Annotated in this window: 13 protein-coding genes and 2 pseudogenes; 4 read left to right on the top strand and 11 right to left on the bottom strand. The window is 34.1% G+C overall.

The window, feature by feature from the left end; genetic code table 11:
• The first annotated feature begins 139 nt into the window (after positions 1–139).
• Positions 140–988 carry a universal stress protein gene (locus P164_RS05265; protein WP_028375407.1) on the top strand — a complete coding sequence of 283 codons (849 nt, stop codon included), beginning with the start codon at positions 140–142 and terminating at the stop codon, positions 986–988.
• Positions 989–999: 11 nt separating this feature from the next.
• The gene (locus P164_RS05260; RefSeq protein ID WP_028375406.1) at positions 1,000–1,848 is read left to right on the top strand and encodes a universal stress protein; all 849 of its coding nucleotides are present in this window, start codon (positions 1,000–1,002) and stop codon (positions 1,846–1,848) included.
• Positions 1,849–2,389: 541 nt separating this feature from the next.
• On the opposite strand, the gene P164_RS05255 is transcribed toward P164_RS05260, so the two are convergent.
• The 5 genes and pseudogenes from P164_RS05255 to P164_RS05235 form a co-directional block, all read right to left on the bottom strand.
• Complete coding sequence (locus P164_RS05255) at positions 2,390–3,304, bottom strand: helix-turn-helix domain-containing protein (RefSeq protein WP_028375405.1); 915 nt, start codon at positions 3,302–3,304, stop codon at positions 2,390–2,392.
• A gap of 16 nt (positions 3,305–3,320) precedes the next feature.
• Positions 3,321–3,578, bottom strand: coding sequence for an Atu4866 domain-containing protein (locus P164_RS05250; protein WP_028375404.1), 258 nt, complete (start codon positions 3,576–3,578; stop codon positions 3,321–3,323).
• A 3-nt stretch (positions 3,579–3,581) separates the two neighbouring features.
• Positions 3,582–4,427, bottom strand: a complete 846-nt coding sequence (locus P164_RS05245; RefSeq protein ID WP_028375403.1) for an SDR family oxidoreductase — start codon at positions 4,425–4,427, stop codon at positions 3,582–3,584.
• A gap of 277 nt (positions 4,428–4,704) precedes the next feature.
• Positions 4,705–4,833 (bottom strand): annotated as a pseudogene (locus P164_RS18925) (short-chain dehydrogenase); the annotation flags it as partial.
• Positions 4,832–5,617 carry an alpha/beta hydrolase gene (locus tag P164_RS05235; RefSeq protein ID WP_051621219.1) on the bottom strand — a complete coding sequence of 262 codons (786 nt, stop codon included), beginning with the start codon at positions 5,615–5,617 and terminating at the stop codon, positions 4,832–4,834. The pseudogene P164_RS18925 and the gene P164_RS05235, both read right to left, overlap by 2 nt.
• Positions 5,618–5,710: 93 nt before the next feature.
• Here P164_RS05235 and P164_RS05230 point away from each other — a divergent pair, with 93 nt between their 5' ends.
• Complete coding sequence (locus P164_RS05230; RefSeq protein ID WP_028375401.1) at positions 5,711–6,067, top strand: winged helix-turn-helix transcriptional regulator; 357 nt, start codon at positions 5,711–5,713, stop codon at positions 6,065–6,067.
• A gap of 217 nt (positions 6,068–6,284) precedes the next feature.
• Here P164_RS05230 and P164_RS05225 read toward each other — a convergent pair whose 3' ends face one another.
• The 3 genes from P164_RS05225 to P164_RS05215 all read right to left on the bottom strand — a co-directional run bounded on the left by P164_RS05225 (position 6,285) and on the right by P164_RS05215 (position 10,214).
• Complete coding sequence (locus P164_RS05225; RefSeq protein WP_051621218.1) at positions 6,285–7,325, bottom strand: IS30 family transposase; 1,041 nt, start codon at positions 7,323–7,325, stop codon at positions 6,285–6,287.
• 220 nt (positions 7,326–7,545) lie between these two features.
• A complete protein-coding gene (locus P164_RS05220) occupies positions 7,546–9,012 on the bottom strand; it encodes a S41 family peptidase (RefSeq protein WP_028375400.1) in 1,467 nt (488 codons plus the stop codon).
• Between the two features lie 176 nt (positions 9,013–9,188).
• Positions 9,189–10,214, bottom strand: coding sequence for a S41 family peptidase (locus P164_RS05215; protein ID WP_028375399.1), 1,026 nt, complete (start codon positions 10,212–10,214; stop codon positions 9,189–9,191).
• Positions 10,215–10,664: 450 nt separating this feature from the next.
• Here P164_RS05215 and P164_RS05210 point away from each other — a divergent pair.
• Positions 10,665–11,627: pseudogene (locus P164_RS05210) on the top strand (IS110 family transposase).
• 137 nt (positions 11,628–11,764) lie between these two features.
• On the opposite strand, the gene P164_RS05205 reads toward P164_RS05210, so the two are convergent.
• From P164_RS05205 to P164_RS05195, 3 genes are all read right to left on the bottom strand, one after another.
• A complete protein-coding gene (locus tag P164_RS05205) occupies positions 11,765–12,229 on the bottom strand; it encodes a hypothetical protein (protein ID WP_028375398.1) in 465 nt (154 codons plus the stop codon).
• 213 nt (positions 12,230–12,442) lie between these two features.
• Positions 12,443–13,051 carry a hypothetical protein gene (locus P164_RS05200; protein ID WP_028375397.1) on the bottom strand — a complete coding sequence of 203 codons (609 nt, stop codon included), beginning with the start codon at positions 13,049–13,051 and terminating at the stop codon, positions 12,443–12,445.
• Between the two features lie 1,324 nt (positions 13,052–14,375).
• Positions 14,376–15,311 carry a hypothetical protein gene (locus P164_RS05195; RefSeq protein WP_125411753.1) on the bottom strand — a complete coding sequence of 312 codons (936 nt, stop codon included), beginning with the start codon at positions 15,309–15,311 and terminating at the stop codon, positions 14,376–14,378.
• Positions 15,312–15,383: the final 72 nt, after the last annotated feature.

The raw sequence follows: 15,383 nt of genomic DNA, 5'->3' as shown, positions 1-15,383 counted from the left end.
TTCCTGATTTTATTCAGGTCTAAAAATTGAAATCGTATAGACCTAATTACACGAAGAATAAATATAATCTGATAACCTGATAAATGTCATTTTACTTGTAAAGAGATCCTGTTACATTTAATTATTAATGTAAACAAGGATGAGAAAAATATTAATTCCCACAGACTTTTCAGAAAATGCGCTTAATGCAGCAAAATACACGTTAGAACTTTTTAAGTTTTTTACTTGCGAGCTTTATTTTGTTCACGCCTTTGCAGAGAAAGCATACGCAAGCATTGAATCTAATGAAAACCTAACATTCGACGAGCATAAAGATGCATTTAAAAGAAAATCAGATACACAATTAAAAGAATTTAAATCTGTACTGGTCACTCATTTTCATAATCCTAAACATGAGATTCACGTCCTTTCGGTATTTGGCTTTTTAGTAGATGCGGTTAATGATTTAGTAGAAAGCGAGAATATAGATCTGGTTGCTATGGGAACACTGGGAGAAACAAATAATAGGCAAATCACGTATGGCAGCAATACGCTGCAAGTTATACGGTATATAAAGTGTCCGGTTTTAGTGGTTCCAAATTTGTATAAAGAGATTCATCCTAAAAATATACTGTTTGTTTCAGATTATATGCTGCCTTATAAAAAACGAGAATTAAAGCTTGTCGCTACACTTGCACAACGCATTACGGCTATAATCACGAGTTTACATATTTCTGATTTTGAAAACCAGTCTGTTAGACAACAGGATAATATGAATTTTCTAAAGTTTGAATTTAAAAAGAATGAGACTTTATTTATTACCGCAAAAGGAAACGATATAACAGAAACCATTAACAAAGCGCTTATAGATTATAAAGTAGATTTTTTAGTGATGGTTAATTCACGTCATTCTTACCTAGAAAATCTTCTATATACTTCGACGATAGAAAAAATAGGACTTCACATAAAAATTCCCTTTTTGGTACTTCAAAATATACAACGCTATTAAAAACAAGTATTATGAAACGTATTTTACTACCTACAGATTTCTCTGAAAATTCATTAAATGCCATTCACTACGCGTTGAGCCTCATGAAGAACGTGGTTTGTGAGTTCTTTCTACTCTATACCTATACACCACCTATGATTAGTACCCGAACGATTCTTGATAGTTCGTCTGTTTGGGATATTCAGAAAATTGCAGAAAACAATGCTATAGAAGAACTTAACCGCTTTAAGATTAAAATTGAAAATGAATTTATAAATGAAAAGCACACATTTACCAGTATCGTGTCTTTTAATCTGCTTATACCTGAAATGTGCGATATTGCTGAAAAAGAAAGCATAAACCTTGTGATTATGGGAACACAGGGAGCTACAGGTGCTAAAATGATTTTTTTAGGTACAAATACAATGTATGCTATAAAACGTCTTAAAATACCAGTACTCGCAGTGCCTTCGGGATATGTGTATGAAGACCCTAAAGAAATTCTGTTTCCTACCGATTATTATGTAGAACGCAAAAATAATTATCTAGGATTAATACGTGAGATATGTAAAATGCATCAATCACGGCTTCATATATTAAACTCCTATTTTGGAGTTGAGCTATCTACAGATCAGGCTGCTCTTAAAACATTTTTAGACACTTTTTTTAAAAATAGTGCGCACCTATTTCATATTGCAGATGGTAAAGACGTACTTGAAGCAATTGATGAATCTGAGCTTCAATCAAAAATTCACTTATTGGTTATGATACATAACAAGCATAACTTTTTTGAAAATTTACTTTTCAAACCGGTTATAAATCAAATTGTATATAAAACAAACGTTCCATTCTTAGTTATTCCATCATTAGAAAGACAATAAGTCTGGGATATAAACTCTAAAACCACTGAAATTAATGTTTTATAATAAGTAGGCTAATTTTAAATGCAAAAACCTGCTATTCTTTAGATTAGCAGGTTTTTTATTTCTCAAAGCTTTGTCGGGATGAGAGAACGCTTGATGCGCTTTCAACCCCCAGTAATTACAGGGCTTACGGAGTTTTATTAATTTTAGAACTCACGATTAACTCACAGTATATTTAGAACGATTTGATGTTGTTTGATACTTTCTATTATTTAAAGATAAATATTAAATAGAAATTAAAAGAATTTTTCAAGTCAAGTTTGACCATCTCAAACTTTATTTTAAAGCACGTCTTGTATTAAAGTTACTTTTTGTTAGGTATCAAAATTTAATTTTGCGTTCGGACTGTACTATTACCATCGTTATCATATAACGACAAATGGTGCGGAGTTATGGATGCTGATTTGTCGGCTTAATGATATTGTATTTATTCAATCTAATTTAATTATTTTCTAAAAAACCCGTCATTTGCGTTATATGTTGTTAGCGTTAGTATTTATCAATTAAAAGATTGTCTAAATTCAATAGGAGAACTATTGGTTTTACTCTTAAATAATTTACTGAATGATGCAGGATATTCAAAGCCAAGTTCGTAGGCTATTTCACTTATACTTAATTCTGTGGTCGATAATTTTTCTTTAGCCTTTTCAATTAGTTTATGATGTATGCGTTGTTGGGTGCTCTGACCGCTACTAGTTTTCAGCGCACTGCTTAAGTAATTAGGTGAAAAATTTAAATCATTTGCAATTTGAATAACAGTGGGAATTCCATTCGCTAAAATTTCTGGATTATTAAAATAGTAGTTTAAACGTTCTTCCAATTTGATGAGGATTTGGTGATTGGTAATTTTCCTTGTAATAAATTGTCTTTCATAATAACGTTCAGCAAAATTCAATAAAAGCTCAATCTGCGAAATGATGATGTTCTGACTGAATTTATCAATATTAGATTGATATTCTCTTTGAATGTTTTTGAATAGTTCTACTAAATTATTTTCTTCTTTTTCTGATAAAAAAAGGGCTTCGTTAACGGCATAACCAAAGAAATCATACTTTTTAATGGATTTCGCTAAGGCTGTATTCCATAAAAAATCTGGGTGGATCAATAATAACCACCCAGAAGCTTTCACTTTTACATTTTGATTTATTTGAATGTTCAGGGTTTGCTGGGGTGCAACAAAAGACAACACCCCTTCGTCAAAATCATAATTTTGTTGTCCGTAATTGAACTTTTCGCTTACATTTCGTTTCAAACCAATGGAATAAAAATCCTGCACCCATTTAATTTCATTGGCATCTGTTGGATAGTTCACTTTACTATAATCTACCAGACTAATTAATGGGTGCTCTGGTTTAGTTAAATTACTATAACTATGAAATTCACCAAGAGATTTAAATCGAAATATTGTTTTCATTCTTTAAAATTAATAATTAGTTTTCTTTGTAAAGCACCATACCTGCGTGATATAGAATTCCGTTTTTAAAATCTCCATCAGCTGTAAAACCCTTGTCATCTTTATAATCAATATGATTATCGGTTATGTTATAATCTCCTTGATAAGCACTTTTTCTAGTACCTCTTGCTTCATCATATCGTTTATTGGGCAATAATTCGTGGCGAATATTGCCGTCTTTTGTAACCCACATTCCAATATATTCTTTTGATGCTTCGATTTTTTCTTGTTCCATAAACTAATTGGTAAAACCTGTTGATGTTCCTAAAATTTGGTTTGCTTTCATCGCTTTTTGGACGGTTTCAATTTTTAGATTTGCATAATGGTATGCATCTTCTCCCATAAAGAAATGTACAGGAGGATTTTCTTGTTGACTTAAAGCGATAAATGCGTCTGCTGCCTTTTCTGGGTCATTGGGTTGATTGCCATTGATATCATTTATATGGGCTTGTTCCATTTCCCTAGCAGCTTTGTAATCTTCAATGCGATTAACTGGAGTTTGAACCGAGCCTTCTGATAAAAAATTTGTTCTAAAATAACCAGGGTACACTAAAGTGGTGTTCACTCCAAATGGCTTCATTTCTTCTGCCAAAGCTTCTGTAAATCCAGCTACTGCAAATTTAGTAGAACAATAAATACCAAAACCTGCAAAGTTTCCGGTATAGCCACCTATTGAAGAAATGTTAAAAACATGTCCTGATTTTTGCTTTCGTAAGTATTGAGAAGCATTTCGAATCACATTTAGAGAGCCAAATACATTCACCTTAAAATTAGTCTCTACTTCCTTTTCAGAAAGTTCTTCTAAAGTTCCAATTTGACTATAGCCCGCATTGTTAACCAGAACATCAATGCTACCAAAATGACTGATGGTAGCATCTATACCTTCTTTAACGTTTTGGTTATTGGTCAGATCCATTTCGATAGATAAGAAATTTTCATTTTCTTCTCCAATTTCTTCAATAAGGGATTTCTTACTTCTTGAAGTAGCAGCTACCCTAAAACCTTGAGCGAGTAATTTTCTAGTTAGTGTTAACCCCAGGCCTTTGGAAGCTCCTGTAACAAACCATACTTTTTTTGTATTCATTTTTCTTTAGATTTAAATTAGGATACAAAGTTGGTTTAATGGATAAGTATTTACTTTTCCATATCTAAGAAGAGCATAGTCAAATCTACTTTTGGGTTGAGCTTGAGTTTATATTAACAATAACGGTCTAGATTAAGGCAAGTAGCGTGGAGTAGGGACGCTTTCTTGTCGGCTTAGTTGTTTGTTTCTTGGTATCTTAAATAACACTTTTCATCAGAATGCCCACTATTTGCACTTGACCGATGTTGTGGTGTGTTTTAATCCGCTACATATTTCGTTAAATCGTTTGCCCGCCTGAAATTTCAATTCGTTTAGCATTTATCCATTCTGCATCTTCTGTACATAAAAAAGCCACTACAGCACCAAAATCGGTTTCAATTGCTCCAGGTGCAATTACGTTTGTTCTATTTAGCCAACTCCATAAGCATTACAGAAAGCTCGTTGGGCATGGTAATCATGGCATCATGACCTGTATTCAATGTTAAATATTTCCAACCTGGTTCATTTTTGAGCTTGTCACTTCTATCTTTTAAAACCGAAAGTTGAGGATTTTTACAGGCGATGTAAACCATTGGGAGCCCGTTGCCAAAAGCGTGCTGTAGCTGTAATGGTTGGCCAAAGGTCATATAAGGTTGAGGGGTTAACCTTGCATTGACCCATTCAACCTTTTCAATATCAGAAACGCCAAAATATGTTGAAGATATAGGGTCGAAATGTTCCTTTTTGTCAAAAATTTTCTTCTTTTTGAGCTGTTCTGATCTAGGTTCTGAAGTTATCGGGCTCTCTCCATCATGTACGAGCATGGCATCCAGAAAGATCAATTTATTCAGTCTTTCAGGTATGCTATCGGCTACACCGGTAATTACAGAACCAGCATAGCTATGGCCCACTAAAACAACATTCTCCAAATCCTCCATCACTATCAAGCTAATGATGTCGAGGATATGGGTTTTCAAACTTATACTATCATTTAGATTATGCCTGTTCTCGCCCATACCACTCAAGCTGGGAGTATAAGTCGCAAAATTCTCCTTAATTAAATTTTCTTTGACGTCTTTCCAGCACCATCCGCCGTGCCATGCACCGTGTATTAGAACAAAGGTAGGATCATCGCTTTTTGATTGTGCAAAATTTATTTGAACAGTAAAGGCTAGGATTAAAAACAGAAGTACTCTCTTTGTATTTTTCATTATATTAGTTTTTGACAAAATTAGTTTTAACAAATAGAAAGGTCAATATCTCACCCGAAAGTGAGTTAGAAAGGCACACAGATAAAAGATACCATGGCGAGCGAACTCAAATTACAGTCGACAAATTATGAGAACTTGAAAATTTTGGCAGAATATTGCAATGTCAATAGTATTTTAAAAAGAATAGGCTTACGTTGGAAAATGCAGTTGTTATATTGTATCTCAGAAGAGGTCTACCAATTTAGCAAACTAAAGAAAGTTTTTCCGACTATATCCGATCAGGTACTGGCCAAACGAATCGCTGAATTGCAGGATGAGGGATTGATCTGCAAAAGTGAGATACCAGGCACCAACCCCCAACAATTGAAATATTCAGCTACCGATAAAGGTAAAGATCTTATTGAGATAATATTGGCACTAAACAGCTGGGGTGAAAAGTGGGAAAATTAAATGTGGTCAATAACACTAAATTGATTATAAGTTCAGTTTTTAAAATAGTGCTGTCAACTTATTTTGCAGTAGGTTTGAGTTCGATCTTATTAGTCAATATTTGAATGTCTGCATTTTCGGCAGTTGATTCTCATTTATCGCGTTAGGTTCTTGAATTCGGGACGGGTGCATTCAAGGTTCTAGCGCAACAAGTGTTACTATTATTAGGTTATTCAATTTACTTTTTTCTTTTTAAAAGTGCTTGATTTTTTGAACTCAAAAAATCACAAGGTTCTAGTTTTAAAGCTTCAATGGGAGTACTGTAATTAAGGATTTTCCTGGGTCTGTTATTAAGTGCTATCTGGATACTTTTGAGTTGTTTTTCTGATACCTTAGAAAAATCAGTTCCTTTAGGAAAATACCGTCTGATTAGGCCATTAGTATTCTCGTTTGTTCCGCGTTCCCAAGATGCGTATGGATGAGCAAAATAAACGGGCATTCCTGTCTGTTTAGTAAGTGTTGCGTGCTGAGCCATTTCTACGCCATTATCATAGGTAAGTGTCTTTGTAAGCTGTTTATCAAAAGCTTTGAACTCTTTTACAAATTGCTTTCTTACTGTAGCTGATTTACGATCTTTTAGTTTTACAATACAGGTGTATCTTGATTTTCTTTCTACGATAGTTCCTATAGCGCTTTTCTGTGCTTTTCCAATCACCAAATCACCTTCCCAGTGACCTATTTCCTGCCTGTTTTCAATGTGCAAGGGTCTTTGCTCAATACTTACCTGATCTTTGATTTTAGAGCCTCTTTTTGTACTTGCACAGGCTCTTCTTCGCAGTGATTTTTGATAGGGTAGGAGCTTGATAAGCTTCTTGTTTAGCCTTGCTTGTCTGTGTGAATAGATATGTGTATAAATAGCTTCATAGGAAATGGTCATCCCAGGATCTTTGGGATGATCTTTCTTAATCCTTCCTGCTATTTGTTCTGGAGACCACCCTTTTAAAAGTCCTTTATAGACATAGATTTTAAGTCTGGGAAGGGTGCTTATTTTATCCTTGTTTCTTTTGTTTAGATAGTCATCTTTGGCATTCCAATCCGATAGTGAAGCATCGTATTTATCTCCGGGTTTAATGATCCATTTCTTGATCTCACGGGTAATGGTAGATCTTGATCTGGAAAGCTTTTTTGCAATAAATGATTTAGACTTATTCTCTTCTAAAAGGGTCTGTAATATGACTCTCTCTTTTAGGCTTAATCGATTATAGTTTTTGATAGGCATACAACAAATCTAAAATTTTGATTTGTTGCGTTAAGTTCTTGAATTCGGGACGTTTTTATCAAATGTGCTACAACGGTTTCGGCTATGAGTAGTTGCGTGGTTTAGCGATTAACTTTTCAGGCAGAAACCAAGTTCGAAATTCAGCAGGAATTTCAAGGTAGACAAGAACAAGCCATTACTTATAGGCAATAGAGATTGTTGGCTACTGGCTTTATTGTTTCTATTTTCGGCTATCCTTTTTAAGCAATTGTGTCATATGTTTAATAGCATAAGCCAAAACATCTTCTTTCTCATTTACATAAACATCTGGTGCAATACCGTAAGGATCAATAGGGTTTTCTTTTATATCGGGCGCGCGATAGGAAGTAGGGAAGAATGCTGTAAAACATCCCAGATCTAAAGGAAATCCATTAAAGCCATCTACAACGCCAGCCGTATTTTCCCCGTAGACTACGACTTTATCGCTTTGATTCACACGGTATACAAAGGTTTCGCCAGAGCTATATACTTCTTCGTCAGTTAATACAATAACCTTTTTAGGGCCTGGGTAAATGGTGTCTGTAGCAAAGGTCCAGGATGTGTTTCCGGTTTCGGCTCCTTTAAAATATGCGGTTCCTTTATTTTTAATAAACATCTCATATTCTTCTTTCTCTTGTTTTGCATATTCTTCAACAGTTAAATCATTAGAGGCTGCAAATGCATTGATTAGATATTCGGTGTTATCCTCACTAAGCCAAAAGCCATTGGATGGTAAGGTGATAGGACCATCTAAGAGGTAGGGAAGAACCGGAAAATACGTCGCATCGCTTCCGCCGGTATTTCCGCGTATATCAACCACCATAAAATCAGATTCTAGAATCTTATCGTGGTTTGCTTTCATGATGCTATCTACATGATTTGGTTCTACCGAATAAAAATCGGGTAATCTTAGATACGGTATCTCATCGATGTAACTCAGATGAAATTCATCGTATTTGCGTTCTATCTCACTTGGATGTTTCTTGTTTTCAACCTCTGGCCACAGTTTTTCCCATTCGCCTATCTCTTGGATATTGAGTACGCCGATACTTATTTGATCTCCGGAGGTTTTCTGAGCGCTGTGATCACCCATCATATGGTTTATTTCATATGAGGTGCCAAAATTTGAATACAGTTCAAATTTAACCTGGCCTTTCTTCCAATTGGGATTACTACTTTCTAGCACTACGCCTACAAAATCGCGTTCTGTTTCACCGGTGTTTAGATCTGGTGTGATCGCCACCGTATAGCTGCCTCTTTTCCAAATTCCTAAAAGTGGATTTAGATCGTACGCATTTTTTTTGTAATCTTCTTTGAATTGATTTTCATTTATCTCCAGTTGCTCGATAGAAGTTTCCCTTGTTGGGCTATCAGAAGCTATAATATACGTATGTCCATCTCTAAAGAATTCAAGATATTGCTCGAGCAACGTTTGACATGCAGTTAAATCAGTCGTTTGAATTGCTTTGTCCCTAATAATTTCTTTATGGGCGTTATATAAGGCTCTGTTGTCGTCTGTAACCTTGTAGATAAATAGCGAATAATTTTTCTCATAGGCGTCTGTAGCCTTGTCAAACGCTTCAATACACTGGCAATCCTGCGCTTGTAGAGAATAAATTCCGCCTAAAGCAAAAAAGGCAGTGAGTACCGATTTTAAAATTGTTTTCATTCTTGTAGTTGATTTTTTTTATTAATTCTTGCACTTTGCTTGTTCCCAGCGTCTGTTATAAAAACTGTGCGAGCTTGTAAGCGATGATTTTTCCGAGGTAATCAAGCATTGCAAAGACGCAAAAAGTTTCAATTCAAGAACTAATTTGGCATTGTTTTATATAATGTTGTGCGTAGTTATTTTTCGTTAAAATATTTGATTCCCTCTTGTATTTTGCCGTCTAAAAGTAAATTATCAAAATCGTCCTTTCCAGCAATTTTAATATCTGGAATTATTTTTTTATAGAATTTCCCATTTCTATCACAATCATAACCAACAGTTAATGCCATATATGCTCCAAAAGGTAGATTTCTTATAACATTCGATGTCGTCGCTCCATAAGTTTTTTCACCGATAAAAATAGTGTTTTCTCTTCCCTTGAAAGATAGTGCAGTTATTTCTCCAGAACTAGCTGTGGCAATATTAGTAATAACTGCAACTTTTACCTTATCTAATAGCTCTCCTTTAGGGTTTATATAAGATGATTTTTTAGAGTTATATTTGTAGTTACCCTCTGAGAGTTCTATTATGTCAGTTCTTTTTTTGTCAATATCAAGTACGCCCCAAACATCATTATCACCTAAAAAATCATATAATGCTAAAAGCATAGGCGTAACAGCACCACCTGTATTAAACCGTAAATCAATAATCCAACCTTTTATGGTCTTAGAATTTTTTAGCTCATTGATTTGATTATACATTGGTTGTGCTATTTTATGACTTTCTTTATCATTTAAAATATTTATACCTGGCATCAAAATATATCCATATTGATTATCAATTACCTTTACTTCGAAGTTTGGATTTGTTGCATATTTTTTCAACCATTTCTCACTAAAATCAGAAGAAGTTGGACCTTTATTGGAATCTTTGTAAATATTTTCTTCAAAATGCACAGAGCAATGGGAGGCGTTGAGTTTATCAAAAAGGAAAGTTACTTCATCAAGTGAATTTTTAAAACCTTTAGAATCATAAAGCCTTTCGTTTAATTCAGTTTCTATTTGAGTCCAATCTACTTGGTCTTTAAAGAAATATTCAGCTTTCATAATCGAAACTAATTCGTCATAAAACGTAGCAATACTATCTTTACTTTTTAGGTTATTTTGAGCGGTTATATTAACCGAAAAAAAAAGTAAACAAATAATTATAAAGATTTTTTTCATTTTGAATTTTTAAATTAGCCTTATATAATAAAGACGTAAAATTTTCATAAAAGGTTGCCTCGCTAATAATTTTTATAAGTCAATTTTTGAGTGCGGGCAGGATTTTTTTAATTGCGTACAACGGTTTTTATTTGCTAAATAGTGGCGTGTTTTAAGCACCTAGCTTAACAAATACAAGCTGAATAGAAAATCCACGAGGATTTTCGTAAGTAGGCTTGCACCAGCAATTTTTTATATACAACTTAAGTTTGATTCTCTTTAAATTGATAGTATAATCAGAAAGAACAAAGAGAGGATTAAGGTTACTATATACGGTGAAGCTTACGACTTCGACAACATTGATAATCCCCTCTCTTTTACTACTTCAAGCACGTTCAGTTCTGTGAGGTTAGACCTCGTTTTCAAGTTGTTGTGATTAAGGTAGTATGCTCTTTCATAAAATCAGTTCTTATGAATAAATATAAAGAAACTTTTGGAGTTGATATCAGTAAGGATGTATATGGTAGTGAATGTGGTCATTCTCAATTTAAGAATGATGAGAAGGGATTTAAATTATTTGTCAAAACATTAGCTGCAGACTCTTTGGTAGTTATGGAAGCCACCGGCTATTACCACTATCGACTTGCACAGTTTCTTTACAAAAATGGTATTACTGTATCTGTAGTAAACCCTTTGTCAGTCAAGCGTTTCATATAGATGAAACTAGCTAAGGTAAAGACCGATAAGAGCGATTCCAAAGCTATTTGTAATTATGTGTTGTCTAACGAAGTCCCATTGTATAATGCTCTTAGCGATGTACAGGCAGAATGCCTGCAGCTGTTCAGGCTTATGGATAGTTACCTAAAGAAGCGCACGGCCACAAAGAATAAACTTCATGGAGAAGAAGTACTTGGCCTCCCTTCGAAGTATGTTTACAGGTCTTTAAAGCGTGATCTCAAACATTTAAACAAAGAGGTAAAAGGGATCGAAGATCGTCTGCTAGAGCTTGTAAAACAGGATCAACAGCAGCAACTAACTTTACTAACCAGTATACCTGGAATAGGGATCAAGACGGCTTTGTTTTTAGTTGTGATAACAGATGGCTTCTCTAAGTTTGACAAGGCTTCACAGCTGTGCAGTTATGTAGGGATCACCCCAACGATACGGGAATCGGGGAGTAGTGTAAGGGGTAGAAGTAGGATTAGTAAAGTGGGTGACAAGAAACTCAGAAATCTGTTGTTTTTATGTGCGTTTAATGCTTGTAAACACAACAAGGGCTGCAGGGAAATCTATGAACGAATAGTAGCCAAGGGCAAGAGTAAGAAACTGGCATTGATCGCGGTAGCTAATACCCTTTTAAAACAGGCCTTTGCCATTGCTATATCTGGATTACCCTACGATGAAAATTATGTATCTGTTCTAGCCAAAGGATAGGTCAAAAAAGGAATAAATGAAAAAGTTAAGATCTGTAGTTACAGATTTTAGCAAAGGATAAATAGGTCTACAAATTTAATGTAGAAAAGAGTTGTTTTTTACCTCAGTTCTTTGTTGGCAGTAGTTTTTTATTCCGTTTAATAGGGTTCAAATTTTCCATTTTTAGGAAATCCGTGATAATAAACGACTTCTATTTCAAAAGCTGACGCTCCGTTCCAACGTTTAAAATCATTCCATTTCAGCGAGTCTAATATTTTGTCCGATTTAGATAATACCAATGAATCCAATTCCGATAATTTTTGATACGCAATCTGGGCATCCATTTCTTTTGGTATTTCGCCATAAAATAATCGATAGACCGAATTCTTGTTCTTTTTCGTAAGCTTATTAATTCCGTCTGAATACAAACTGTAATAAACAGAATCCGCAACTTTTATTATTATTCGTTTTTTATAGTTTTCGTCATTCAAGTCTGTTTGCACATAGTATTTCAAAGTTCCGTGATCCGATTTGTCTCTTTTAATCAGCCCTTTATTTGTCGAGCAAGAAATTATTAAAGCGATTATTGGAAATAGCAATATTTTTATTTGTGTGTGTTTCATTCAAATTACTGGCAACGTTCGGTATATGAAAAGTAGGGCAGAAATAAGCAATTACCTTTGAACAAAGCACAAGCCATATTTTTTGCATTTTGTGACTACTTTTTCTTTTTAGTTGCCAAATCAAAAAATATGGCGGACTTCCCAAATACACCTTAATACTCTAAAAATCAAAGATTTGACCTAATTTTTATATATATTGTTGCCATACGTTTTTTATTCCACGCTTTGAATTTCATTTGGTATTGGCGGCGGCGGTGGAGGAGGAATTTGCCTAAAATAATCGAAAATAAACCTTAATTGAAGTGTGTCTTTTACTTCGCTATTAACCTCGTCAAATATTCGTGTTAGATTTATTAAACATTGTTTTAGGACGTATGCAGTTTTGTTGGTGTCTAAGGTAATTTCGACACCAGCACGTTCTGGGGAATCAGGATAACGAAAATCTTTTCCATTGTTTGTATAGTGTCGTTTGAGTACCCATTTTAGTGCGCTTATTGGATATCCATCGTCAATGAGGATTGAATCAGATGTAATACTTAAAATACTTCGTTCTTTGATTAATCCGTTGCCACGAACGTAAGGGATTATTTTTTTTAAAATTCCACCATCTTTAAATTCAATAATTGACCTTGTATCGTGGTATTGATTTTTGCTGATCCAATTGGTAAGATCTTTAAAATCCATATTTGATTTGTCCAAGTCCATTTTTTCAATCGAATCTTGTGGTGAAACCGGATATGTTGGATAAAATCGAATTTCGGTCGTCTTTTCCTGACAACTGATTATTAAAAGGATTATTAATATGAGTAAGATTTTTTTCAAAATGTATGGCAACGGTCTCGGTTAACACAAGTTGCGGGAGTAGGGACGCGAACTTGTCGGCTTAGTTGTTTTCTTGTTAGGATACTAAATTACACTTTTCCGATAAAACCCGTTATTTGTGATAACCGTTGTTGGCAACTGTATTTATTGTTCTTCATATTTTTTTATGTTCCTTGTCAGTTTTATCTCTCTCTCCGCTATAGGTTTTTTATGTATTTATTATTCAGAATCTATCTTCCATCTTTTCTGAATTTAATTTGACCTGTAATTGTCCAAATTAAGCCCGCTCCGACAAGAATACCTGAAATAAAATCTAAACCACTATTATCATATATGTACATTATTGTTAATCCAGTTATTAATAACAACAATCCTAAAATCCTAATTTTATTCATCAATTATAAATCACTTTTTATGTAAGGAATATATAGAGTTCCTTTCCGTTATATTTTTTACGTTTTATTCAAATATCATCTCAAAGGAAGACAATAAAATTTTATTTTAAAGTTTTGAATATGCTTTTCTATCCTTTTTAATTTGAGAATACAAGCCGCCGATTATTATGATTGATATAATCATTATTGTAGTTTTTCCATTTTTTTCTGGGTATAAAAGGAAGCTACCTATTATCCATAAACTAATGGAAATCAAAATTATGGCTAATGTTTTTTTAGATATTTTTTTCATAATTAATTGTTTTCATTTTATAAATATTGTTGCCAACGCTTAGGGTATAAGTCGTTGCGGAATCTGTCCGCAGGACAATTCCGCGCTACTCGAAGATAGTAAAATGGTTGATTTTTCGGCAGAAAAATCCGAAGCAATGCCTTATACCCTCTGTTACTGCACGTTTTCATTGACAGCGAGCCAGAATTTGCAAGAAGGCCAAGAAAGAAAAAAGCGAGGTTAACCCGTATTTTTACAGCCGAATCCCTCAACGAGTCTACGCTTTTTTTACACCGAGCGAGCCAGGATATCTAGAAAACTTACAGAAAATTTGGCGTGAAAAATTCCGTCGACAAGCTCTAGTAGATTTACTTTAAAAGCGGAAATAACGAATAGATTTTAATAAGCACCGACTTTAAACTGTCCGTTTTTTGAGACCTTATCTTTGGGATTAGAAGGAATTAGCAGGAGGGAAGTGGCTTTAATTTCTAGCCGATCAAATGTGTAGTAACGGTCGAGTATATGAAAAGTTGCGCTAAAAAAGGGCGCTATCCATTCGGTTAAACTCGAGCAGAATTTTTAAATTTATCTTTCTTTTCTCAAATAGCCAAATTTGAAAATTTGGCGATCTCAAAAAAGTGCTCGAACCTTCGTTTTATCAATCATTTGCGCTATTTTTTATATACATTGTTACAGGCAGTTCTTTATCATATTTTTTTGGTGGAACTGTTCCATAAACTTTTTTTAAATAAGCTAATGGTGGAAGTCCAACAGTTTCTCTCAGACTATCGACCTTCGCTATTTCGTCAATTGGGAATTGATCATAATTGTTCCAATAGGTGCCATAAATTTGATTACCATTTCCAACGAACATTGAATGCTCGTCACTGAACCTTGCCCAAAAACTTTTTCGCAGCTCGCCTTTTTCTATCTTTTTATTTATATAAGGTCTGAAATAGTTCCAAATATAATTATCTTCTCGGTGATACCCTCTTTGATGCCAAAGAAGTAACCATTGCTTTTCTTGCCAGCCATATTCCTTATTGATTTCAATCAGTCGTGTCATATTTAATGAGTCAACCTCTTGCATTTTCTCTGTCGAATAATCTCCAGTTCTTACTTCTTGGTCTTTTGTTATTAAATTCTCAACTTCATAATAAATCTCTGGATGTTCGAGATTGTCAAAGAAGACTTTTTTGTATTTATTGTAATCTTTCTTAATTTTTTTAAATAATTCTTTGTTTCTGAAACTATTAAATTCTTCAAATCTTAGAAAGTAACTTTCTGATGCATTTGTTTTTTCGATTGCATCAATTAAAAGTTGCTCAGCCTTATCATCTTGACCTAAATTCAACGCAGCCGCTGTAGCATAAAAGTAGTCGTTTGTTGATTCGTCAGGGATAATTTTAAAAGCATCTTGGAAATTGGATAGAGCAAGTTGATATTCATCATCTTTGTAATGCAACATTCCGCTCCACTTTAGCTTATCGTACCTTTCTAAATCACTACTTTTCTTATTTACTATTTCCGCCTTTTGTCTTTCGTTTTTACAGCTTGTTAGTAGTAAAACTCCAATAATAATTAGCATTCTCATAAGTTTGGTTTGAATTGCCTGTAACGGTCTTGTATATGGCTCGTAGCGTGAAATAATCGATTATTTTCGGAT

Source organism: Leeuwenhoekiella sp. MAR_2009_132, assembly GCF_000687915.1.
Taxonomy (GTDB): Bacteria; Bacteroidota; Bacteroidia; order Flavobacteriales; family Flavobacteriaceae; genus Leeuwenhoekiella.
This window is presented reverse-complemented; position numbering and strand designations above follow the sequence as displayed.